The following is a 23,793-nucleotide window of genomic DNA, read 5'->3' on the forward strand; positions in this document are numbered from 1 at the left end:
GCCTTCGCGGGAAAGACAAAGAGCGTTTATTTAATCATTAGGGTTTTCCATCAGCCACCATTTCCATAGTACGCCGTCTTTATCTAGATACTCTTCCATAAAGTTCATGCCGACTTTCTGCAGGATATGATTGGAAGCTCCGTTTTCGGAATGGGTGTACGCGTTCATTTTGTCGATGTTCATTTGGTTAAAACCATAGTCCAACCAAACAACAGAAGCTTCGGTGGCATAACCTTTTCCCCAGAATTTTTCGTTCAAACGATAGCCGTAATCATAGAAATTGATATTCCCATTTTCTACATGGTCATCGATGTATTTGATTCCGGTCCAACCGATGAATTCACCGGTTTCTTTTAGAATGGTTGCAAATCGGCCAATAGAATTTCTTTCGTATTGACTTCGGACGTTTTCAATGGTTTTGATGGTTTCTTCGACCTTTTGCGTTGGTTGTTGCCAAAGGTACTTATGTACTTCTGGATTGCTGTCCATGGCAAACATGGCTTCGGCATCAGAAAGTTCTAACGGACGAAGTAGAAGTCGGTCGGTTTCAAGAATTAAATTCATTTCTCGGTTATTTTATTGAGATGATGGTAAAAATGCTCAAAATAATCTTCTATTACAAATTTCAAATCGGTTACGGTTTTGTTAGGCAGAACGATTTGATAATGCAGTATTCCTTCGGTTTGATTGCTGACAACATAGAGGATATGTTTGTTCAGCGCTGTTAGTAAATTTAGTAAATCAGAAACTTCCTTATCTTGATAATTGTTTGCTTTTACCAATTTATTTTGATCATAAGGTCTTATTATATAAGGCTTTTCAACATACTGTATTTCAGTAAACCGTTGTAAATTATTAACGGCAGAATCAATTAAGTGGCCTAAAATTTCCTTTTTGGACCACGAAGTTTCGGATGGTTTTGTTTCGAGATCAGTTATAGCCAACAATGAATTTTCAAGTCCGGCTAATACTATTTCAAACGCATTGATTTTTTGTTTCATAGTAGATAGTGGTTTTAAAAGCATCTTTTTTAGCCCCGATGGGAGCGAGCTACCCTGTAGCGCGGACAGCGGGAAATAGCTCCTAAATTATTCAGCAAATTTTCCTAAAGTATACTGTATCAGTGCATCAACGGCTTTGTAAGGGTCGTCACTAAAAGTTCCAGTAGCGCGGTTGGCAATGATGGCGTTTAGCGACAAGCAATTGTGTCCTAATAGTTTTCCTAAGCCATAAATAGCAGACGTTTCCATTTCAAGATTGGCCATTCGGACATCATTGAATTTGAAGTTGTCCATTTTGCTGTTCAATTCGGGATCCTGAATTTCTAGACGCAAAACTCTTCCTTGTGGACCATAAAAACCACCGGCAGTTCCGGTAATTCCTTTGTGAATTTGGTTGCTGTCGAATTTGATTTTCATCGTTTCAGAGCACGCAATAATGTAGGGAGTTCCTTTTTTTAAGTCCCAATTGGTGTGCTTGATAAAAGCTTCTTCCATGTCTTTTTCAGAGATGGCATCAATCAAATAGGAGCGGAGCATGTTGTCTAATCCTAGTCCGAATTCGCCCATTACAAAGCTGTCCACCGGAATATCTTCCTGTAAGGAGCCTGAAGTTCCGATACGAACAATGTTTAAGGAAGTCAACGTTTCCTTAGGTTTACGGGTTTCTAAATCGATATTGACCAAAGCATCCAACTCGTTCATGGTGATGTCGATGTTATCCGGACCAATTCCGGTAGACATTACCGTGATTCGTTTCCCTTTATAAATTCCGGTCTGTGTTTTGAATTCGCGTTTTTGAGTCGAAAATTCGATGCTATCAAAGAACTGCGTGATTTTCTCCACGCGGTTTTGGTCGCCTACAAAAATGATGTCGTGTGCAATATGTTCCGGTTTCAGGTTTAAGTGATACACACTTCCGTCTGGGTTTAGTATTAATTCTGATGATTTTATCATGGTTGGTTATTTGTGTATTTGGTTATTCGGTTATTTGTTTTTATCTGAAGACTGCGACTGCGACTAGAATCATCCTCCAACACGCTTCACTTTAAACCCTTTGTCTTTTAGCAGGTTCATAATTTTATCGCGGTAATCGCCTTGAATGATAATGGCGCTGTCTTTAAAAGTGCCGCCAACACTGAGTTTGGTTTTGAGTTCTTTGGCTAGTATTTTAAAATCCTCATCGCTGCCTTCGTAGCCTTCGATGATGGTGGTCGCTTTGCCTTTGCGCTTTTCGTATTTGCAAATCATCGGCTCTTTTTGGATGAAAAGCGTATGCTCTTGTGCTTCAACGGCTTCAGGTTCTTTAGAAGGTTGATGGTCTGGGAAAAGTTTCTTTAATTGTTCGTGTAAATCCATAGTGTTCTAAAAATACAAAAAGTAAAAATCCAAACCTCAATGTATATTGAGATTTGGAAATTACTATTTCAAAGATAGAGCTTTATTTTTTGATTAAGCCTAATTCGACCAATCTTTCATGCAGGAATTCGCCAGCGGTCGTATCTTCATACAGTTTTGGATGTTCCGCATCGATGCATTCTGGTAAACAATTTAAAGACATGTCACTAACAGGATGCATAAAAAACGGAATAGAATAACGGGAAGAACCCCATAATTCTCTGGCCGGATTCACCACTTGATGAATGGTCGATTTCAATTTGTTGTTGGTATGTCTCGATAACATATCGCCCACATTAATCATCAATTCGTCAGGTTCAGCCATAGCATCTACCCATTCTCCGTTGTGATTCATCACCTGAAGACCTTTGCCCTGAGCGCCCATCAAAAGCGTAATCAAATTGATATCACCATGAGCAGCGGCACGTACCGCGCCGTCTTTAGGTTCATCAGTAATAGGAGGATAGTGGATAGGGCGTAAAATACTGTTGCCGTCTTTTACAAATTTATCGAAGTAGAACTCATCTAACCCGATATGAATTGCCAAAGCTCGCAACACATAGACTCCTGTTTTTTCAATCATTTGAAAGGCTTCTTTACCAATGGTGTTAAACTGAGGTACTTCTGTCACTTCCACATTGTCTGGATATTTTCCGGCATACGCAGAGCCTTCACTAACGTATTGTCCAAAATGCCAAAACTCTTTCAAATCTCCAGCAGATCGGCCTTTGGCTGATTCTTTTCCGAAAGAAACATAGCCTCTTTGTCCGCCAATTCCTGGGATTTCATACTTTTCTTTGGATTCGAGTGGCAAGTTAAAGAAGTTACGTACTTCTTTATACAGACTTTCGACCAAATTGTCATCTAAAAAATGACCTTTCAATGCTACGAAGCCAATATCCTCGTAGGCTTTTCCGATTTCATTTACAAACTTTTGTTTACGTGCCGGATCGTCCGACAGGAAATCACGTAAGTCAACACTTGGGATTTGTTGCATACTGTTACGGTTTTTGGGAAGTTTCCCTTAATTAAGGCTACAAAGATAATAGTTTAATGGCTTTTGTACAGAAAATTATTCCTGTTAACTTGAGTATTTTCCCAGTTCATTTGGATAAAGGTGGAAATCATCTTCATTAAATCATGGAATTCGTAGGGTTTGATCACATAAAAATTAGCGCCCAATTCTTTGCTTTTATCAATGTTATCCTGATTAGAACTGGTAGAATACATGATGACCGGAACCGACGTAAGGGCAGGTTCTTTTCTGATTTCTTCCAAAATTTCGAAACCGGATTTAAGCGGCATGTTGATATCTAGAAAAACGACTCCTGGAGTTTCTTTGTTGTTTTTGATATTTTCTATCAGGCTTTCTCCATTTTTGTGGATATGAAGATGAATCTCATTTTCGGAGACATTAGAAATATTTTCAACTGCTTCATTAAAAAACATCAAATCGTCTTCATCATCATCAGCATAGAATATGTCAAATTTTTTCATTCAAACTTTTATTAAGAATTGTTTGATGCAAAAATAGAAGGAATGCTACTGTGACGACTTGTAATTTTATAAGCGAAATTTATAAATTTTACTGATTTTGTCGCGTCAACTTTTGAATAGCAAGTCTTCTTTTCTCCTTCAAACTTTTAAAATGAGTCGGATTAAAGCCTGTAATCTTCTTAAACTGTGTAGAAAATGCTGAAAGACTGTTAAAATGGAGTTTCATGGCGATCTCGCTAAAATTGAAATCTTCAAACAAAATCATTTCCTTGGCTTTCTCCACTTTTAAAAGATTAATGTAATGCACAATCGTGCACATTTCTATTTCTGAAAAGATGTTGGAGAGATAATTATAGTCTTTATTTAATTTTTTAGCCAAGTAATCCGAGATGTTGACTTTGATATTTTTTTCAGAAAGCACGTATTCCTGACAATACATTTTAATCCTTTCAATCAAAACGCCACCTTTATTCTCTACTATTTCAAGTCCAACCTGATTGATGATGGCATCCAGTTTTTCTTTTTTGGACTCACTTAATTCTTCCTGAATTTCAGCCACGCCAAGTTCCACTTTTACCGGATGAAGATGCAATTTTTCCAATGCTTCTTTAACAACAACCTTACAACTTTCACAAGCCATGTTTCGAATGAATATTTTCATAGTACTAAAAATTAAGGTTTGTTTTCATGCAACAATATTAAATATTTTATACTGAATACATACTGCTATAGTCGTAATTGTTTATTGCCTTTCCAAAGTATTTTATCAGATGCGATGTCATTGCTATTAGGAATCTTTATTGTTGTTACTCTTTCAATATATAGGCTTTCTTAATCGAGTCTAGTTTTGGGAAAAGTTTGATGTATTGTGCTCTGTTGGCGCTTAACGAATCATACACGTCCAACGTCTTATTCCCATAACCTGAATACAACTTTTCTACAACATCCATGCCTTGAGTCACATAACCTAATACGGGATACCCTTTGATGCCTTGTGCCGTTACGGTATCCAACCTCGCATTGTCTTTCAGATTAATAAACAGGTCATTGCCTCGGGTTTCCTTGCCGGCTCGGGCAAAACTTACATACCCTTTGAGATTACTTTTCAGCACCGGTTCATCGGCTACTTTAAATTGGTCCCATTTCTTGGTGACGGTAGTGTCTATGTTTCCGAACTGTACCACAAAATTAGGCACCACTCTATAAAAATACTGGTTATCATAAAGGTGATGGGTTAGTAGTTGGTGCAGACGGTCTGCTGCTTGTGGCGACCAGGCCCGGGTGACTTCCATATCAAAATTTCCTTGCGAGGTTTCAAAACGGGCTTTAAAGGTTGGCGGTGCCGTTTGCTTTGTCCATTCGGGATTGAAAGTGGCTTTGCTACAGCAAATAACAGAAAGGGCTAGAATACAAAGGAGTACGTATTTCATGGGTTTGTTAGGTTAAAATTGATTTATGGATTGGATTAATAAAAACTAAGCTGGCTATGCCGACTGTTAAAAGTACTACTTATTGCGGTCCGACGATTTATTGGCTGTCCTAGTTTACTACTCCGAAAAATTGGTAAACGTTTTTCCATCGTATTTGTATAACCCTATGTTTCTGGTGCTAATCCAAATGTTCTTGTTACTATCTTCAAAAATAAAACTAACAGCGGTGTTATTGATACCGTCTTTCTTTGTGAATTCTGTAAATGATTTAGTATCAAACCTCCAAAAACCACCGGTTGTTATATCACTAATGTTTAGATAGTCAGAAGCATACCAGATTGTACCTTTACTGTCCTCTAAACAATACGTCAGTAAAACATTTTTTAACTCCGGCGGTGCCACAAAAGGAGTGAAGTCTTTTCCATCAAAGGTAAAAATCCCAAAACGTCTTGTAGTAAATAACAATTTTCCGTTTCTGCTTTCTGCTATGTTGCGAATCCAGTCTTCATTGTTAAGGTTCACTTTAGTTAGCGTTTTACCATCGTATAAACTGAGTCCTTCAAACGCCATCGGACCAGAGCCAAACCATATATTTCCCTTTTTATCTTCAAATATACATTGTGTGTTTTTAAGAGTAATGCCAGTATCATTTATAATGGTACCATAGCCTAAAAAGGGAGCAATATTCATTCTGTCGTAACAAAAAACACCATCAGCTGTTCCAAACCAGAGCATTTCATTTTTGTCCTGCATAATACAGTAAACCTGACTAGTGGGAGCATTGCTAATTGGAATTTCCTTCATGGTTTTTCCATCAAAGCAGCACAATCCATTTTTTGTGCCCACCCAAATGTTATTATACCGATCTTCAAGTAGTGCACTAACCAAATTGCTGCATAACCCATTCTGAACAGAGAATTGCGTAAATACTTTTCCATCGTAACGATATATACCTTCACCGCTGGTACCAAACCAAAGCGTTCCTTCATGATCTTCTAAAGCACAGGAAACGACTTCATATTCATTCGAACCTTGTGTCTTCAACAGTTTGGGGTTACTGACCTGAGCCTTACCAGAAAGAAACGTCAGCAATCCCAGTACTATAATTATTGTTTTGGTTTGGATGATAGTTTTCATATAGTGCAGGTTTGCTATGAGTTACGGCTGAAGCTTCCAGCAGTTTGATCTTTAAATTGCGTTCTAAAGATAATCAAAATGGCAACTAGCCCCAAGCTAAACCGCTGTTGACAAATCGTTATTGATTTGATGTTACCCAAAGGTTATATTCAGTAATCAATTCTACGATTTGTTTTTCTTTTGCCTTTGGTCTTGAAGTATATAAATGATCTAGTTTACTACGTATCTCTTGGTTTCCGTGTAGGTATTGTTTTAATAGTTCGTATACTTCTGTATTTAATGTTAAACCATAACTAAAATCAAATAATTTAAAATTAGATTCCTTAATCACGGGTTCTAATTTGGAATCGTATAGTGCGATATAATACGTACGGTTTTCACTAGGTGCAATATAACCTTCCCGACCCGCTTTCCCGCTAGCACCTATGTGTTCAACTTCACAAAATAGTTTTACTTTACCTTGGGTTAATCTTTGAATAAATTTAAACTTTTTATCATTTTCATATTGCTCTAAATAGAAGCTTTCATTTCTTTTATAATCATACCGTTCTGGTGCTTTACGTTCTTTTTTTTCGATAGGTACGCGTTCATAATACTCGTCTTTTTGGGCTATATAGTAGCTAATGATGTCGTCAACTTTGTATTTTTTCTTATTATCGCCAATCTTAGTTTTTACTTCGAGGTCGGTTACAGTTATTTTGTCCACAGCAATCGTATCGTGCGCTGTTGTGACTATATAATCAGTGGTTTGCGCATTACAATAGGAGCAAAGCCATAATACTGATAACGTTAATTTGTATATTATATTTTGTTTCATACTGTTTGATGATGTGTCGTGACTGAACTTCTGTAGCGTAGTTTTAAAATGAAGCCCTAAAGATATACAAAAACTACATCAACTACCTTTCAGCCCCAAATCCCTGTAAGTCATCATCTATCATCTATCATCTATCATCTATCATCTATCATCTATCATCTATCATCTATCATCTATCATCTATCATCTATCATCTATCATCTATCATCTATCATCTATCATCTATCATCTATCATCTATCATCTATCATCTATCATCTATCATCTATCATCTATCATCTATCATCTATACTCTATCATCTAGCAGTTATCCCTTAATTATAAAACACTATAAAACCCCCAATACACAAAAAGGCCGATGAGTATAAGGTACACCATAGTATTCAGGGTAACAAGAGCTTTAGCCCAAAAACTCCAGCTCATTTCTTTGAAAAGTCGGTAGTTAATGGTACACAAGGGAATAATCAGAAGTGCCATTAAGAAGGGAATGTAAGACGATAAGCTTACCAACACATTGGTCGAATCTTTGTAAGGTGCCGAAAAATAATAGACATTGATACTGAATAGTAACACATACATATAATAGCACATAATTAAGCTAAGGGGAATCATCAACACTTGCATATAACCATAGCTTGGGTGTTCTTTTCTTCGGAGAAATTGGAATAGGAAAAATAGGAACGTCAGCAAAAATAAACCGGCAGCACCTAGTATGATAAGCCCCATGGCGGGACAGTTTTTGGGAATTTTATACGCGCGTAATTTTTCAAATTCAGGGTTAGTCGGAAATAACGTGTTTATCGCGATACTGTGGTCGCCTTTTTGTAATTCCTCTTTGATGTCAAATTGAACGGTGGTCTTATAGTTGTGATAAAAATACAAGTTTACTTTACCGTCTTGTAAGTCCCAAATGGAAGTCAGCAAAGTGCCGTCTCCAATTTTTTCTCTACAAACGTGCATCGTGTCTGATAAAGCGGTACAGAAGTCCAGCGAAGTGTCTAATTTGTTCTTCAGATAGGCCACCCCGTTTCGGTATCGGTCCAGTTTGTTGGCATTTTCTGAGGGCGTGATAGAGGGACAAAAGTTCGAAATGACATAGGTTGGCTCGTTACCTAGGGTTAAGGTGTACGGTTCCACAATCAAGTAGTTTCCGAATTTATCAACGTAAATAAAAACGTCTTCTATAAAATAGCTGTGATCGAACTGACTGATATAGGCTTTCACTTCGGCTACGGTGGCACAGCGATGCAAGATGTCTTTCAAATACTGTGTTGGGTTGGTAATGGTTTTCCTGTTGGCAAAACCCTGCTGTTTGGGGTGATAAGAAGCCAGTCTTTCAAAGGCAAGCCCTTTAGTGTTCATTCCCGACTGCGGAGCATAGCCGTTGGCACCATCATATCTTGAGCCGGTAAAGGCAGCTCCATACTTGCCAATACCGGATGTATTTTCAAACCAAATATGAGGCGTTACGCGCCAAGCATCTTCATTGCTCCCTAAAATAGTCTTATGACCTTTGGTGATCTTATACCCACTGCAAGCCAATCCGTTTGGAGGAACGGCAAGAAACATCAAATTCAAGAGAAGAAGTCGAACCCATTTTATTTTTGTAAGGCAGTTGGTCATAAGTGGTTGGTTAACGATGTGGTGGTGCTTTCTTACAAGGATGTACAACCCCTTTTTACAATACACCTTAAACCGAGACGAGCAACCCCAAAGCTTGTTACAGAGGTGCAGCAATAGGGCAGAAGGCAACATTGGAGTAGGCGAGCTTGGTTTTTAAAACTAAGTTCTAAATATAGGCTTTGTATTCCCTTTGGTACATTTCATTTAGTATCTTCATGTATTTTTCGTTTCTTTTTTTTTAATTGAAAATAGGCTATAAGAAAAAAATACAGTCTTGGAAAGCCAAGACTGTATAAGTTTATTCGTCTTTAACCGTAATGGTTATTTCTTCATTGAATTTGTACTCGCCTTTTTTGTAGATTTCTTTATTGGCTAAAACAATTTCATAGGTGTAAATGCCTTTTGGGATTTCAAAAACGCATTCTTTTCCATCATTTTGGATTACGAGTTCTTTTTTGACATCGTTATCTTCATCATCTTTCCCAACAATTCTAAAAGTTATTTTATCTGAAAGTTTGTTTTTTACACAAATGCTTTCAATGGTTTTAGAAGTAGCAGATTTGCTTTCAGATTTTCCGCTTTTAAAAATCGATAACCCATTAATCACTAATTCTCCCCCTTTTATTAAATTTTGTACATCACTTTGTGAATAGGAAGTAAACCAAAAAAAGATAAGGAAGAACGTGGCATAAATTTTCATAATTATGCTTAGTTGGAGTTTAATTTACAGTTACAAACAGAGATTTAAGGATTCCGTTTCAGGAACTAATCTAAACTTGTAGATGTTACCGATTTAGAACAACCACTACCTTTTCTGCAAGCATCGCAGTACCAATCAATTTCATTGCCTGGACCTACTTCACGTCTTGGATTACAGCCTCTGGTACATCCACCACTACAGGTACACGTGCCTCTTGCCAAAACATCATTTTTAAAAGATGCCACAAACACATTAGAATTCAATTCTAATTCAAAAGCAATTTTGGTGCTTCCTTCTTTATTTTGCGCTACCAAAATATAGTACTCTTTTGATGGTTCATTCACATAAGTATCTTTTACTATTTCAAATTCTGTTAAAATGGCCTCATTTTTATCTTTTCTTAATTGTTCCTCTAGAATTTTTTTTAAAAAAACCTTGTCCATGGTTATTTTGTAACTATCGTTTTCAACAACCCCGATTTCTTTTTGGGTGGTTTGTCCATTGGAATTGCATCCTATTAAAACTACCGCAATGATGCTGTAAAATAATTTTTTCATATTATTGTATTTAATTATTAATTGCAGTCCTCTCTTTTTCTTCCAAGGTATATAAGTTAGGGCTGCATTTTTTTTGGTTGGTTTGGTCCTAGTTTCATGTAATAACAAACCTTTAAAATAAATGAAACTTTACTAGATGTCACTTGAGAGGGTGAGTCTCTTTTTACCATTTACCTTGTGTAAATTTATATAATGTAAATATATATACACTTTTAATTCAATAAGTATACTAAAACTGTACATTTTGGGCTTAATGAATTTACGTCCTATTGAAAAAGCGCTTGGGCAACGTGCCGGGGCTAGCCGTTATTAATAATAAGAGCTAAAGATAAACAGAAAACGAAACTAGCAATTGCGTTAAACTGCTGTTAGCAGTAGGCTAGGGAAGTTTCTCTTGTTTTCCGTATGTACTTATTCTAATCAATCCATATTTTGCTGCGGCTCCAAATGTCTTAACAGCTTTTTCAGCAGCAACAATTTCAAGTTTTTTTATGAACTTTTTACTTGTGCCAGGTATTGAATTTTCTTTTCTATAATGATAAAATGTCGGTTCACCATTTACAATTAACATTGGCATTTCACCCAAAACTTTTTCTTTCTGTTTTTGTCGGATTAGCTCAATCAAATAATATTTGTCTTTTCCCGTATCCGATAACAAATAGTTTTTCTCAACGTCAGAGACTGAAATCGTTTTACATCCTAAGATGATTAAAAAGATGCATATGGTTTTGATTCGTATTTTCATTCTTTACGCGATGTTCTCTCTAGCTTACTACCAACTCTCAATCAGCAACAACCTCCCGCGGCTAGCCGCGTTTAATAATTAGTTATAAAGATAAATAAAAAACTAAACCAGCAACTGCTTGAAACCGCTATTAGCAGTAGCCTTTTCTTCCTGCATACCTTTTAATTTTTTTAAATTCATTATCTTCAAATTTGCTTGTTCGAGAACAAATATTTGTAGATAAAAATGTAGGGACTTTTTTATCAAATAGCTCGTTTTCATAATTGGAATAAATTATATAATTTTTTCCAATTTCAAATGCTACTCCACAATCTCCATTTCCTAAACCGGTGTAAATTTTTATGGTATCTGTTTTTATTTCTCCTTTTAGTCTCTCTGTCACTAAAACGTTATAAACTGCTTTTCTAAGGATCATATAGGGAAAAATTGAATCGGTGTAAATTTCACGAGAAATGATTTTACCTGTAAATAATACCTCTACATGATTAATTGCCTTTTTCATTTTAGTCTTGCCAATACAGGTACAAGCAATGGAGCTACTTGTAAAAAGTAAAAAGGGAATTATAAAAAGAGATTTTTTCATTTTCTGTCAGTCTTGGTTGTACGACAAGCACTTTGAGGGTTACCACTAACTATCAAATAGCAACAACGTCCCGCGGCTAGCCGCTTTTAATAATTAGTTTTAAAGATAAACAAAAAAATAAATCAACTAACTGCTAGTCCGAAGGCTGGTTGCACTAAAACGCTGATAGCGGCAGTTTTATTCAATTTTATAAATTGAAATTTTTTCGGTCTCCGTATGGTTATTATTTTTTAGGAGTATTTTGTCAAGAAAATATAATTCCTCTTTACATTTGAAAAACATTGGCATCTTATTATCATTTACTTTCGTTAGTCCAACTTTGTTTTTATATTTCACTTTGTAATACGTTAAGTACACTGGTCGATATTCCCACGATAATGCTGATAATGCACTGTGAGCTTTAGCATTACCAACTGTTTTGGAATCAATAATTACTTTGTCAAAACCAATTGGGCTATAGAAATTTTTATCCTTAGTAAAGGTCTCATAACCAAAATCTTTATAGAAAATAGTATCAACTCTCGTCGAATCAGCATATGCTGGCAAAGCATCATAGTTGGAATAATTAGAGCTTGCCAAATACTTACGCTTTCCAATTGTCAAATCATTGTTGTCTAAATCAATTTCAAAGTTAATTTTGAAATCATCATCCTGCCACTGATAGTGTTCGATTTGATCATTTTTAAAAGTATATAAATGTATCAAATAGCGATCTCCTGGCATCGGCATATCTGGTTGATAAGTGTTAGACAAAAAAGTGATCAAATAAAAAGTGGAATCTTTAGATAAATATCGGATACGCGTGTAATAATCTACTTTATTTCTTACGTTTGAATCAATTATGGTCAGTAGTTCCTTTTTTGTAATGAGTTTTAGATCTCCATTTTTAAAATTAGGAAATTCAGGAATATCAGGATAGGCATCTTTTTCAGTGGTAATATCGTTGCAAGACGATAACAGTATAAAACCAAGTATGATCATTAAATTTATAAATCGTAAGCTCATGTACTTTTTTTAAAGGTTTTACTCTTTCTCAATTTGCAGTTTTCTTGTCAAAATTGCCGGTAACTCTCAAAACAAAACAACGTCCCGCGACTCGCCGGTTTTACTAATTAGTCATAAATATAAACAAAAAACGAAACTAGCCATTGCGTGAAATGGCTGTTATCAGCCGTTTAATTAGCCAATCTTATAGCCTTTGAAATTTAGACTTCCTATATGAACTTCATTAAACTTTAATTTTCCATCGTCACTCTTTGGCCAAAAATATTTTAATCTGTCGTCAACTCTAATTTCATTTAGTCCTTTTGATAATTTGGAAGCTCTGTATATGCATTCCCCAATTGCTTTCGCATGGAGATCATCTTCATTACCAATTAGAGTTACGATAGCTTTACTATATGCTAGGCCAATACCTAATTTTAAATCTGGCAAATTATATCGCTCATTTAGAATAGGATTTACAATACTCGTTAGATATTTTATACAGTCTTTAGCTGCATTGTGTGCATCATAAACTTGTTTATTCTCTTTAGCAGTAAACAAAGCTAAATATCCGTCACCCAAAAATTCTGTTATTCTTCCTTTATATTTATTAATGACTTCAATTCCACATATATTTATTGCTGTAGTTTCATAGTAGACCCGCTCTAATTGTGAAACTTTTGCCGTGCTTGAACTAATACTCTGCGTTAAGTGATTTGTTGAATTTCTAATATCTAATATGAGCGCAATAAAATCGCCAACTTCTCCTTTACCTTTTTTTACAACTTTAAATCCTGGTATTCTTGAATCTTCAATACTTTCATTAGAAAATGTAACAGATTTTCTAATTAAATCTTCTCGAACATCATTGAAAATTGCTTCTGCAATCTCAAGTTCACTAATAATTTTATTTTTTAAGTCTGTTTCGAATTGTGTCATATTTTTTAACTTAATCAAAAGCACTTTGGATAGCATGAGCTTTCAATAACTTTGAGATTCAACAAGATATTATGGTTTTCAATGCTAAAAAGAAAGTAACTAATAAAAAAAGCTATTGTAGTTAAGAACAAGAACCACATCAAAGTATTGAAACGATCACTTTTTACATTCCTAATATAACTTACTTTTAATAATTCAAAAGTAAGAGAATCTAAAATTTCTGTATCCTTTAATTGTGAATTATAATCTTTTAGAGTTTTCGATAACTTAAATTTTTTAGAATTATAAAAGGGAAAAAAAATTCCTTTGTATTTGTTTGGTGCTATATAAAAGTTTAATGAAGGTGACGTAATACCATCTAAATCTATATTTTCCACTGGATTATTCGTTGGTCTAATTATACGCACAGTAATTAATATTGATAGTATCAGAAATGCTACAAAAATGTAAAAACTAACGATAAAAGTATTAGTGTATAAATTATAATTGGCTACTATTTTGTCTATGACTGCAAAATAAGCTACGATGTAAGACCCTAATATAGTGATTACTACTGTTGTTTTGGTATCAACAAATCGGATTAGTTCTTGTGCATCTGCAATAGCAGTTGAAAGAAAGTTTATTTTATTGTCCATGTTTAATTAATTATAGGATAACCAAGATTATTTTGAATATTTTGTAAATTACCGAAACGAAGAGTACCACTTGGACCAGTTGGCCATATCCTTTTGGAGTTTTCTGAAACAACTATAGTATTTACTAATTTTGACAGTTTTGAAGCATGATAAGCACATGGACCAAAAGCTTTCAAGTCGGTGTCTGTTTTATATCCAAAATGGGTAACTATAGTTATTCCGTGATCAATTCCAATTCCCATATTAATTGCTGGTAAATCATTCTGTAAAAAAAATGGATTAAGAATTGTTTCACGTGCTTCCATAATTTCGCGTGAAGCTCCCATACTGTTTTGTAATGCGATGTCTAAACCTAATTCTTTAACGCCAAATAAATTAACAACTCCGTCACCTAAAAATTCGGTCGAGGTACCTTTATATTTATCAACAATTTTAGCAACTATTCCTGCATAAACGTAGAAAATTAAGAACATATTGACATGACCGTTAATACCGTTGATAATTGATGTCGAATCTCGTATATCTGTCATCATGACAACAAACTCTCTATTCTCAAATTTACCAAATTTTAATTTACTTTCTTCATATCCGGGCAATTCTGCTTCCTCATTTATTGTAAGTGTCGATAAAGACTGCCGTTGCTTTTCTGTCAATGTTGTATTCGCGTCAACATGTGATAAAGCAATTTTATAATATTGTCTAGTTAATCTTTCGAGTTCTGTTTTTTGTGTTATTTCCATATTTCTAAGTTTTTGGCTAGTTGTTTTAAATTATCCGAATCATCTATAAATTTCTGCTAACTACTCCACAAGCATAAATCTCCATCAGTCCCATACCAATCCGAAACCCTATCCATTTACGTTAGCATTAACAAAGCTAACAAAAATTCCTACACAAACCCTTCTTTTTATTACTATTTTACTACAAAACCGCCTCCGCTAGCAGTACCATCGCCGGGCTAAAGTCCTTAGAGTTTAAGGTAGTACTTTCTGTAAGCAGGTTGGGGGTGTAGTAAAGCAACTTGGCGGCAGCTAGTACCAAATAACTTTCCGGTATCGGCGGGGTTTGTAACACCATTTGGGCGGGCAGGGTAGTGTTTTTGGCTATCGGTAGCAGGGTGTGAAACATAAGGGGTGTAGTGGTGTCGCTAAAGTTAGTCGCATAAACCACTACCACCAGTTTGGCTGTAGTGCAACCGTCTGGGAATACCACGTCGGTAGCAGGGTCAATGTCAGGGACAGTTAGTACCACTTCGTTGTTGGCGGTAAGTTGAGCATTGATTGTGGGTTTAAAATAGGTCGCAAAAGGCGAGTGGGTATTGAACTCAAATCCCTGCAAAAGTGCCATATCCGAATTCAGTGGAGAACGAACTCCCTGAGGCAGGGCTGTGTTGCTTTTTACCGCGTTGTAAATAGCTGTAGTAAACCGCTGGTACATGGCACTGTCCGCTTGTCCCACCAAAAAAGGAGTCAGTTCCAACCGTAGTTGTTTCGCCCAACGGCTACAACTTCCGAATTCGGTAGCGCTTTTTTGGGTCGCTTTTGTCTGTTTTACTTGGGCGGGTCGGCTTTGTACAATGCGTTTGCCGCGGTAGTTTCGAAACACTACGTTACCTACCATACCACTAAACGCTCGTTTGTTTTCTAAAGTTGCCATGATCTATAGTTTTGAATTTCAGCAAGATATTCTCAAAAAGCATGCCGATGCCGTTCTAGTTGTTTCCAAAGTGGTAGTATAATGACAGTATAATGAGTCCATAATAATTAGTGTTTTTTATGGAGTCATTATGGACTCATCATGGACTCATCATGGACTCATTATGGACTCATGCTAACAATAACGGCTTCTCGATACAATCTCGTCATAAATGACGAGATCACTCGAAGAGACGCAATGACGATTACGATTTTCCTAAATATAAAAACGATACTTCCCTTTACCGTCAGTTCGAGTGTTCCGATGTAATCGGAATGTATCGAGAACCTTTGTAGATAAAACAGCTTCTCGATAAAATCTCATCATAAATGACGAGATCACTCGAAGAGACGAAGTGACGATTACTATTTTCCTAAATATGAAAACGATACTTCCCTTTACCGTCAGTTCGAGTGTTCCGATGTAATCGGAATGTATCGAGAACCTTTGTAGATAAAACAGCTTCTCGATACAATCTCATCATAAATGACGAGATCACTCGAAGAGACGAAGTGACGATTACTATTTTCCTAAATATGAAAACGATACTTCCCTTTACCGTCAGTTCGAGTGTTCCGATGTAATCGGAATGTATCGAGAACCTTTTTAGATAAAACAGCTTCTCGATACAATCTCGTCATAAATGACGAGATCACTCGAAGTGACGACATAGTGGATAGAAAAAATATCGGAAGTAAGGATTACCATATTCCTTAAAATAAAATCCAAACTTGCCAACCTATTTTTATATTTTTGCGGAGCATAAAAACAAACTCATGAATTTCGATAGAAAAGACTTGTCCAACATCCAGTTATTGGATTTATATAAAAGGTTACTCAAACCCCGACTTATAGAAGAAAAAATGCTTATCCTGCTCCGTCAGGGGAAAGTGTCCAAATGGTTTTCGGGCATAGGTCAGGAAGCGATTTCGGTAGGGATTACTGCCGCTTTAGACCAAGACGAATACATCTTACCGATGCACAGAAATCTCGGCGTTTTTACCGGTCGTGACATTCCGCTGCACCGCTTGTTTTCGCAATGGCAGGGCAAGAAAACCGGATTTACCAAAGGAAGAGACCGTAGTTTTCACTTCGGTACTCAAGAGTTTCACATCATCGGAATGATCTCGCATTTGGGGCCGCAATTAGGTGTAGCTGACGGCATCGCTTTAGCGAACAAATTAAAAAAGAACGGCAAAGTAACGGCAGTATTTACTGGAGAAGGGGCGACCTCGGAAGGGGACTTTCACGAAGCCCTTAATATTGCTTCGGTTTGGGATTTACCTGTACTTTTTGTCATCGAAAATAACGGATACGGTTTATCCACGCCAACCAACGAACAATACCGTTGCGAAAACTTAGCCGATAAGGGCATAGGGTACGGCATGGAAAGCCACATCATTGATGGGAACAATATCTTAGAAGTGTTCCTCAAAATAGCAGAATTAAAAGCCTCGTTAGCCGAAAACCCGAGACCGGTGTTGTTGGAGTTTAAAACCTTCAGAATGCGTGGACACGAAGAGGCGAGTGGTACCAAATACGTACCGCAGGAACTCATGGATATGTGGGCGATTAAAGATCCGATAGCGAATTATAAAGCATGGCTTACGGAAATCAGTGTGCTTTCGGAAGAGGAAGATGCCAAGATTACGAAAGCCATAAAGAAAGAAATAGATGAACATTGGGCAATTACCCAAGCCGAACCGGAAGTAGTGGCTAGTTTAGAAGAAGAATTAGGTGACGTATACAAACCGTATGATTTTGAAGAAGTTACTCCTTCTGATACAGTAGAGAATATTCGAGTAGTCGATGCTATTTCGAACGCCTTACGCCAGTCGATGGAACGCCATGACAACCTCGTGATTATGGGTCAGGACATTGCCGAATATGGTGGTGCTTTTAAAATTACCGATGGTTTTGTAGCGCAGTTTGGCAAAGACCGAGTGCGCAATACGCCTATCTGCGAAAGCGCTGTAGTGTCGGCCGGAATGGGATTGTCCATCAACGGGCACAAAGCGGTGGTAGAAATGCAGTTCGCCGATTTCGTGTCGACTGGTTTTAATCCGATTGTGAATTTATTAGCCAAACAACACTACCGTTGGAATGAAAAAGCCGATGTCGTAGTGCGTATGCCTTGCGGTGGTGGTACCCAAGCCGGACCGTTTCACTCGCAAACCAACGAAGCTTGGTTTACGAAGACTCCAGGACTCAAAGTAGTCTATCCTGCCTTTCCGTATGATGTGAAAGGATTGCTGAATACAGCGATAAACGATCCGAATCCGGTGATGTTCTTTGAGCACAAACAACTGTACCGTTCGGTATATCAGGATGTACCTTCTGATTATTACACTATTCCGTTCGGAAAAGCAGCCTTACTAAAAGAAGGCACTCAGGTGACTATTATTTCCTTTGGCGCCGGCGTACATTGGGCCTTAGATACCTTAAGCAAACATACCGATATCAGTGCCGATTTGATTGATTTGAGAACGTTACAACCTTTAGATATCGAGACGATTTTGGCCTCGGTGAAGAAAACCAATAAAGTAATCATTCTACAAGAAGATACCCTGTTTGGTGGCGTAGCCAGCGATATTTCAGCGATGATTATGGAACAGTGTTTTGAACATTTAGATGCACCAGTCAGAAGAGTAGGGAGTTTAGAAAGCGCTATTCCTTTCGTAAAAGCTTTAGAAGATCAGTATTTGCCTAAAGAGCGATTTGAAAAGACGTTGTTGGAGTTATTGGCTTATTAAAGACGTTATCTTTTTATACTTGTCATTCCGACGAAGGAGGAATCTCATAATTATTAAAGGGATGCGATTCCTCCTTCGTCGGAATGACAAAATACTATTTTCATGTTAGCCTTTCAAGTGCTGTTCCAATCGTTCCTGAATCACTTGCAGCGGTGTGGCGATGGCGTTCACATACTGAAAATTCCCATCACGTTGGTTGTTGATAGATAATTGTATCGGGCAGGCTTCGCTTTGCACCGCATTTACTTTAAAAGAATTCGTTTTTTCATCATATACTACATAAGGCGCACCGGAGGAACCAAATCGGAAATAGCCCTTAATTAAATACCGCAAGCCTTCCAGATTGTAATTCCCGCCAAAGCGTTCTTGAAAAATAGCAAAGTGTTCTGTAAAGCCGTCAATCTGTGCTTTGTTGAGTAGTTTCCCGATTTCACTCGTAGGCGAACTCTGCAAACAATAATAATTTTCCTGATGGTCGTCTAAAAGCGTATAATCGACTTCAAGGCTTGGCATCGCATCAATCACTTCTTGAGGCGTATTGATGATTTTATATAAAGCAATATCTTCATGATAAAAGGCTTCTACCAATTGCACTTCAATCAAAAAAGTATGCCGTTGTATGCCGGGCTCAGCAAAATAGGTATTCGGGTTAAAATGTTGCGTCAGTTCCGGATTATTATAAAACTTATTGTCTTTAAACTGAACGACCAAATGCGGTCGGCAGAGGTTACGCTCCATCATCGTAATCCAGCGGGTATCGTAATTAATTTGGCGCAATAGATTGATGATGTTCTGAAAATCATTCGGATTCGTAATGTTGGCATAGCGTCTTTGATTTCCAAGTTCCAAAGGATAACAGCTTTCAAAAAGTTGGGCCTGCTCGCTGTTCATAAATGGAAAAATATCGGTCAAGTACCTGCCATTGTCAATCGATTTAAAAATAGTCGCTTCCGTCTTAAGGTTATGCGCCACCGAAAGGATGTAGCCGTTGCCAATATGAAACGCACAGATATTGTTTTCAAAATGCCTGCGGTGCGGCTCATCTCGGTTCTGAATACACATAATCCGAAAAAGAGGGGATGTTTGTTCGTTGGTTAATTCGAGTTGCTTATGGAGTTTTTGGTTGGATGACATGATTTATGAATTATGAATTATGAGTTATGATTTATGAGTTTTGATTTATGATTTATGAGTTATGAATTATGTCTATTATCTGTTATCTATTATCTGTTATCTATTATCTATTATCTATTATCTATTATCTATTATCTATCATCTATTATCTATTATCTATTATCTATTATCTATTATCTATTATCTATTATCTATTATCTATTATCTATTATCTATTATCTATTATCTATTATCTATTATCTATTATCTATTATCTATTATCTATTATCTATTATCTATTATCTATTATCTATTGCCTAAAGCCTAAAGCCTAAAGCCTAAAGCCTACTGCCTTTTGCGCTTTTTTCTACTACGAGCACCATCAGGATTCCAACGACATAGCAAAGAATATCCATCCATTCAAACGAAGCGCCAATGACGGTTCGTGCTAGTCGGTTGTCTTGAAGTCCTAATTTTTCAACAATATTGAAATACTGTAGGGTTTCAATGCCGATAGCAAATAGCAGTACACCAATCGCAGTAGGGAAGACTTTCGTATTCAAAAAAGTCTTTACAAAGCAATAGATTAGCATAACCACCAACACATCGCCGATATAAGGTCGGATAATGCGATCGTTCACAAAAAGGGCAATCAGCACTTCGATTACAAAGAGTAGCATCGTTAGTCCGAAATAGGTTTTATGGAATTTTAGCATCGTGGATTTCTTACAGGTCAATATTATGAAAAATTCTACTATAAACACATCACAAAAAACTATTAAATCCGAAAAGAAATGCCGTTGAAATCTATTTATTTACGTTATTTTTGTACCACTTTTTAAAAAATATTATTCCAATTGTATGGAAAAGAAATTATACTCGATTTTATTCTCAACGCGTTTAATGGCTCTTTTGTTTTTAGGTTTTGCAGTAGCCATGGCAGCAGGAACCTTCATAGAAAGTAAATACAATACCGACACCGCACGTATCTGGGTTTACAACGCTTGGTGGTTTGAAGCTATTATGGGCTTTTTTATGATTAATTTCCTCGGAAACATCAAAAGATATCGGTTGTATAAAAAAGAAAAATGGTTAACACTGCTACTGCATTTGTCCTGGATCTTTATCATCGGCGGTGCCTTTGTTACGCGTTACATCAGTTATGAAGGCATGATGCCGATTCGGGAAGGGGAAGCGTCCAGTCAATTTTATTCGGATAAAATTTACCTGACTGTTTTTGTGGATGGTATTTACGAAGGAAAAATGATGCGTAGGACTTTTGAAAAGCCTTTGTTGTTATCGCCGGTGGCCAACAATTATTTTAATATCGATGAAAAGTTTGATACCATACCTTTCGAAATTGAATACAAAGACTTTGCGCTCGATGCCAAAGAAAGCATCAAAGAAGACCCCAAAGGTTCCATATATCTGAAGTTAGTAGAATCGGGTGGCGGCGAACGTCACGAGCACATGCTGAAAGAAGGCGAGATTCAAAATATTCATAACATCTTATTTGCCGTCAATAAACCGACGCAAGGCGCTATTAATATTGATACTAAAAACAACACCATAACGTCTCCTTTTGATGGACAGTTCATGCGAATGGCGGATAAGATGCAAGGAACAGTGACTCAAAATGTAGCACAGCCGTTGATGTATCGTTCGCTTTACAACTTAGGAAGTGCGCAATTCGTTATTCCGGACCAACCTATTAAAGGCTTTAAAGCCTATAAATCGAGTGGTGATTTCAAAGCCAAAAAAGGCGAAGATGCCATTACGTTGCTAATTAAAACGCAAGGCAAACAGGAAGAGATTACCCTTGTGGGTTCTAAAGGCCGACAAGGCGAACCTAAGATTATAAAAATTGGGAAACTCGAATTTACGCTAAGCTTCGGAAGTAAAGTCTACACCCTGCCGTTTAGCTTAAAACTGAATGATTTTATTGCCAATAAATATCCCGGAACAGAAAAAAGCTACTCCTCTTACGAGAGTAAAGTAACCGTTCAGGATGGTGGCAAAAACAGCAACGAACGTATTTATATGAATCATATTCTGGACTACAAAGGGTTCCGTTTCTTCCAAGCGTCTTTTGACCCGGATGAAAAAGGAACGGTGCTTTCGGTGAATCACGATTATTGGGGCACCACAATAACCTATATCGGTTACTTTATACTGTTCTTCTGTATGATGGCCATATTGTTCGTAAAAGGTTCCCGTTTCACCGATTTAAAACGAAGATTGGATATTGTCAAAAAGAAAAAAGAAAAACTAATAACAATCGTTATCCTACTGTTTTCGTTGAACGGTTTTGCACAAGATCACGGTCATGCGACTACTGCGGCTCCTGCAAGTGCCTTGCCTAATCAAAAGCAAATTGATTCTATTTTAAACAAATACAAAGTTTCGGAACGACACGCTTCCCAGTTTGGCCGTTTGGTGATTCAGGATGAAGGTGGACGGATGAAGCCTATCAATACGTTTTCCTCCGAATTGTTACGAAAAGTAAGTCATAGCAATACGTATAAGGGAATGAATTCGGATCAGGTATTTATTTCGATGACGCAATTCCCGACCGTATGGTTTGAAACGCCTCTGATCTACATCAAGAGCGGCAACGATAGTATCCGTAAGATATTAGGCATTGCTTCCGATGCTAAATACGCTACGTTCCGTTCGTGTTTTGATGCTAAAGGCAATTACAAATTATCACCTTACTTGGACGAAGCCTACAAAGCCGCTAATCCGAATAACTTCGAAAAAGATTTTGTCGAAACAGATAAGAAAGTCAACTTATTGAACTCGGCTTTAAGCGGTAAAATATTGCGTATTTTCCCGATTCCGAACGACAAGAACAACAAATGGCTTTCTTTCTTGGAAATGAATCACAACACCGGAACGGCGTTAGACACCATCAAACTGGCATTACCAGCTTATTTGAATTCGGTGATGAAAGCCACTCAGGATAAGGATTACACGATGGCCAATACGTATTTGGTGGGCATGGAAAATTACCAGAAGAAATTTGGAGCTGCTGTTCGTCCTACCGATAAAAAGATTGATTATGAGATATTGTATAACAAATACGATGTGTTCCAAAAGCTGCCGTATTGCTATATAACCCTTGCAGCGCTAATGTTCTTCTTTATTATTCTACAGATTTTTAAAGAAAGAAAATGGCTTACGATTACCGTTAATGTCTTTCATATTGGTATCGGATTGTTGTTTGCAACCCATACACTCGGCCTAATAGCACGTTGGTATATTTCGGGTCATGCACCTTGGAGTAATGCCTATGAAGCTATTGTTTATGTGGCATGGGCGACTATGTTCTTTGGATTGGCCTTTGACAGAAAATCAAAGCTAACCGTAGCGTCTTCTGCCTTTGTTACCGCTATGATTTTAGCAGCAGCGTATGCCAATTGGATAGATCCTGAAATTGCTAATTTACAGCCGGTATTGAATTCCTATTGGTTAATGATTCACGTTGCCGTAATTGTGGCCAGTTATGGTCCTTTTGCCTTGGGAATGATTTTAGGGGGTGTCTCCTTGATTTTAATGCTATTTACGACCGAAAAGAACAAAGCTAAAATGGAGTTAAACATTAAAGAAATAACCATCATCAACGAAATGGCCTTAACTATTGGTTTGGTCATGCTGACTATCGGAAACTTTTTAGGAGGTCAGTGGGCTAATGAAAGTTGGGGACGTTATTGGGGTTGGGATCCTAAAGAGACTTGGGCACTGATTAGTATTATGGTCTATGCCTTTGTGATTCACGCTCGTTTTGTGCCGGCCCTGCGCAATAAATGGCTTTTTAACCTAATGGCGATGTATGCTTTTGTATCGATTTTGTTCACGTATTACGGCGTAAACTTCCATTTAGTAGGCTTACATTCGTATGCGAGTGGTGAAGCCAAATCACTAAGTTGGATTTGGATGACGTTAACCGGAATGTCGATAATAGGCGCTTTAGCGTATCCAAAATATCGTAAATATTATAAGAAGTAAAGTTCTCGATACCATCGCCAAGGCGATAATTCGAAGTGACGGGCGCAATAGTTTATATTTTATGTTCACAAGACATTCGAAACAGACAAGTGGTATTTTCGTCACTTCGAGTTTTTCAAAATTTACAATTTTGAAAAGTATCGAGAAGCAACCGGCCACTTTACTACCATAAAAAAAGTCCC

Annotated in this window: 24 protein-coding genes; 2 read left to right on the forward strand and 22 right to left on the reverse strand. The window is 37.1% G+C overall.

All coding sequences use genetic code 11. The features are described from left to right. Positions 1-30: 30 nt before the first annotated feature. The 20 genes from ACULEU_RS06720 to ACULEU_RS06815 all read right to left on the reverse strand — a co-directional run bounded on the left by ACULEU_RS06720 (position 31) and on the right by ACULEU_RS06815 (position 15,698). Positions 31-564, reverse strand: a complete 534-nt coding sequence (locus ACULEU_RS06720; protein ID WP_445454680.1) for a GNAT family N-acetyltransferase — start codon at positions 562-564, stop codon at positions 31-33. Further along, positions 561-1,001, reverse strand: coding sequence for a DinB family protein (locus ACULEU_RS06725; protein WP_445454681.1), 441 nt, complete (start codon positions 999-1,001; stop codon positions 561-563). Before ACULEU_RS06725 ends, ACULEU_RS06720 begins: the two co-directional genes overlap by 4 nt. Positions 1,002-1,088: 87 nt before the next feature. Continuing rightward, on the reverse strand, positions 1,089-1,955 hold the full coding sequence (locus ACULEU_RS06730; RefSeq protein ID WP_445454682.1) for a nucleoside phosphorylase: 867 nt from the start codon (positions 1,953-1,955) through the stop codon (positions 1,089-1,091). Positions 1,956-2,024: 69 nt separating this feature from the next. Beyond that, on the reverse strand, positions 2,025-2,357 hold the full coding sequence (locus tag ACULEU_RS06735; protein ID WP_445454683.1) for a translation initiation factor: 333 nt from the start codon (positions 2,355-2,357) through the stop codon (positions 2,025-2,027). Between the two features lie 82 nt (positions 2,358-2,439). Further along, positions 2,440-3,393: an isopenicillin N synthase family dioxygenase gene (locus ACULEU_RS06740; RefSeq protein ID WP_445454684.1), complete on the reverse strand. Its 954-nt coding sequence runs from the start codon at positions 3,391-3,393 to the stop codon at positions 2,440-2,442. A gap of 53 nt (positions 3,394-3,446) precedes the next feature. Beyond that, positions 3,447-3,893: a response regulator gene (locus ACULEU_RS06745; RefSeq protein WP_445454685.1), complete on the reverse strand. Its 447-nt coding sequence runs from the start codon at positions 3,891-3,893 to the stop codon at positions 3,447-3,449. Between the two features lie 88 nt (positions 3,894-3,981). Next, positions 3,982-4,554: a helix-turn-helix domain-containing protein gene (locus tag ACULEU_RS06750; protein WP_445454686.1), complete on the reverse strand. Its 573-nt coding sequence runs from the start codon at positions 4,552-4,554 to the stop codon at positions 3,982-3,984. A gap of 145 nt (positions 4,555-4,699) precedes the next feature. Further along, positions 4,700-5,323: a peptidylprolyl isomerase gene (locus tag ACULEU_RS06755; protein WP_445454687.1), complete on the reverse strand. Its 624-nt coding sequence runs from the start codon at positions 5,321-5,323 to the stop codon at positions 4,700-4,702. Between the two features lie 117 nt (positions 5,324-5,440). After that, on the reverse strand, positions 5,441-6,460 hold the full coding sequence (locus ACULEU_RS06760) for a ligand-binding sensor domain-containing protein (protein WP_445454688.1): 1,020 nt from the start codon (positions 6,458-6,460) through the stop codon (positions 5,441-5,443). 118 nt (positions 6,461-6,578) lie between these two features. Next, positions 6,579-7,277 (reverse strand): hypothetical protein, encoded by a 699-nt coding sequence (locus ACULEU_RS06765; RefSeq protein ID WP_445454689.1) that lies wholly within the window; start codon positions 7,275-7,277, stop codon positions 6,579-6,581. Between the two features lie 317 nt (positions 7,278-7,594). Continuing rightward, entirely contained in the window at positions 7,595-8,899 is a 1,305-nt protein-coding gene (locus ACULEU_RS06770; protein WP_445454690.1) for a hypothetical protein, read from the reverse strand. Positions 8,900-9,197: 298 nt separating this feature from the next. Then, positions 9,198-9,599 (reverse strand): hypothetical protein, encoded by a 402-nt coding sequence (locus tag ACULEU_RS06775; RefSeq protein ID WP_445454691.1) that lies wholly within the window; start codon positions 9,597-9,599, stop codon positions 9,198-9,200. Positions 9,600-9,664: 65 nt separating this feature from the next. Then, entirely contained in the window at positions 9,665-10,156 is a 492-nt protein-coding gene (locus ACULEU_RS06780; RefSeq protein WP_445454692.1) for a hypothetical protein, read from the reverse strand. A gap of 379 nt (positions 10,157-10,535) precedes the next feature. Further along, positions 10,536-10,901: a hypothetical protein gene (locus ACULEU_RS06785; RefSeq protein ID WP_445454693.1), complete on the reverse strand. Its 366-nt coding sequence runs from the start codon at positions 10,899-10,901 to the stop codon at positions 10,536-10,538. A 130-nt stretch (positions 10,902-11,031) separates the two neighbouring features. After that, positions 11,032-11,484 (reverse strand): hypothetical protein, encoded by a 453-nt coding sequence (locus ACULEU_RS06790; protein ID WP_445454694.1) that lies wholly within the window; start codon positions 11,482-11,484, stop codon positions 11,032-11,034. 177 nt (positions 11,485-11,661) lie between these two features. Continuing rightward, entirely contained in the window at positions 11,662-12,489 is an 828-nt protein-coding gene (locus ACULEU_RS06795; protein ID WP_445454695.1) for a hypothetical protein, read from the reverse strand. Positions 12,490-12,663: 174 nt separating this feature from the next. Continuing rightward, positions 12,664-13,407, reverse strand: a complete 744-nt coding sequence (locus tag ACULEU_RS06800) for a hypothetical protein (RefSeq protein WP_445454696.1) — start codon at positions 13,405-13,407, stop codon at positions 12,664-12,666. Between the two features lie 14 nt (positions 13,408-13,421). Beyond that, entirely contained in the window at positions 13,422-14,042 is a 621-nt protein-coding gene (locus ACULEU_RS06805; protein ID WP_445454697.1) for a hypothetical protein, read from the reverse strand. 2 nt (positions 14,043-14,044) lie between these two features. After that, positions 14,045-14,782: an adenylate/guanylate cyclase domain-containing protein gene (locus tag ACULEU_RS06810; protein ID WP_445454698.1), complete on the reverse strand. Its 738-nt coding sequence runs from the start codon at positions 14,780-14,782 to the stop codon at positions 14,045-14,047. A gap of 181 nt (positions 14,783-14,963) precedes the next feature. Continuing rightward, the gene (locus tag ACULEU_RS06815; RefSeq protein WP_445454699.1) at positions 14,964-15,698 is read right to left on the reverse strand and encodes a hypothetical protein; all 735 of its coding nucleotides are present in this window, start codon (positions 15,696-15,698) and stop codon (positions 14,964-14,966) included. A gap of 815 nt (positions 15,699-16,513) precedes the next feature. On the opposite strand from ACULEU_RS06815, the gene ACULEU_RS06820 reads away from it, so the two are divergent. After that, the gene (locus ACULEU_RS06820; protein WP_445454700.1) at positions 16,514-18,490 is read left to right on the forward strand and encodes an alpha-ketoacid dehydrogenase subunit alpha/beta; all 1,977 of its coding nucleotides are present in this window, start codon (positions 16,514-16,516) and stop codon (positions 18,488-18,490) included. Between the two features lie 105 nt (positions 18,491-18,595). Here the strand turns inward: ACULEU_RS06820 and ACULEU_RS06825 are convergent, their stop codons facing one another. Next, complete coding sequence (locus tag ACULEU_RS06825; protein ID WP_445454701.1) at positions 18,596-19,624, reverse strand: hypothetical protein; 1,029 nt, start codon at positions 19,622-19,624, stop codon at positions 18,596-18,598. A gap of 317 nt (positions 19,625-19,941) precedes the next feature. Beyond that, complete coding sequence (locus ACULEU_RS06830) at positions 19,942-20,319, reverse strand: ribosomal maturation YjgA family protein (protein ID WP_445454702.1); 378 nt, start codon at positions 20,317-20,319, stop codon at positions 19,942-19,944. A 145-nt stretch (positions 20,320-20,464) separates the two neighbouring features. Here ACULEU_RS06830 and ccsA point away from each other — a divergent pair, with 145 nt between their 5' ends. After that, positions 20,465-23,611, forward strand: coding sequence for a cytochrome c biogenesis protein CcsA (gene ccsA / locus ACULEU_RS06835; RefSeq protein ID WP_445454703.1), 3,147 nt, complete (start codon positions 20,465-20,467; stop codon positions 23,609-23,611). Positions 23,612-23,793: the final 182 nt, after the last annotated feature.

The sequence above is a fragment of the Flavobacterium sp. 25HG05S-40 genome, from assembly GCF_052654735.1.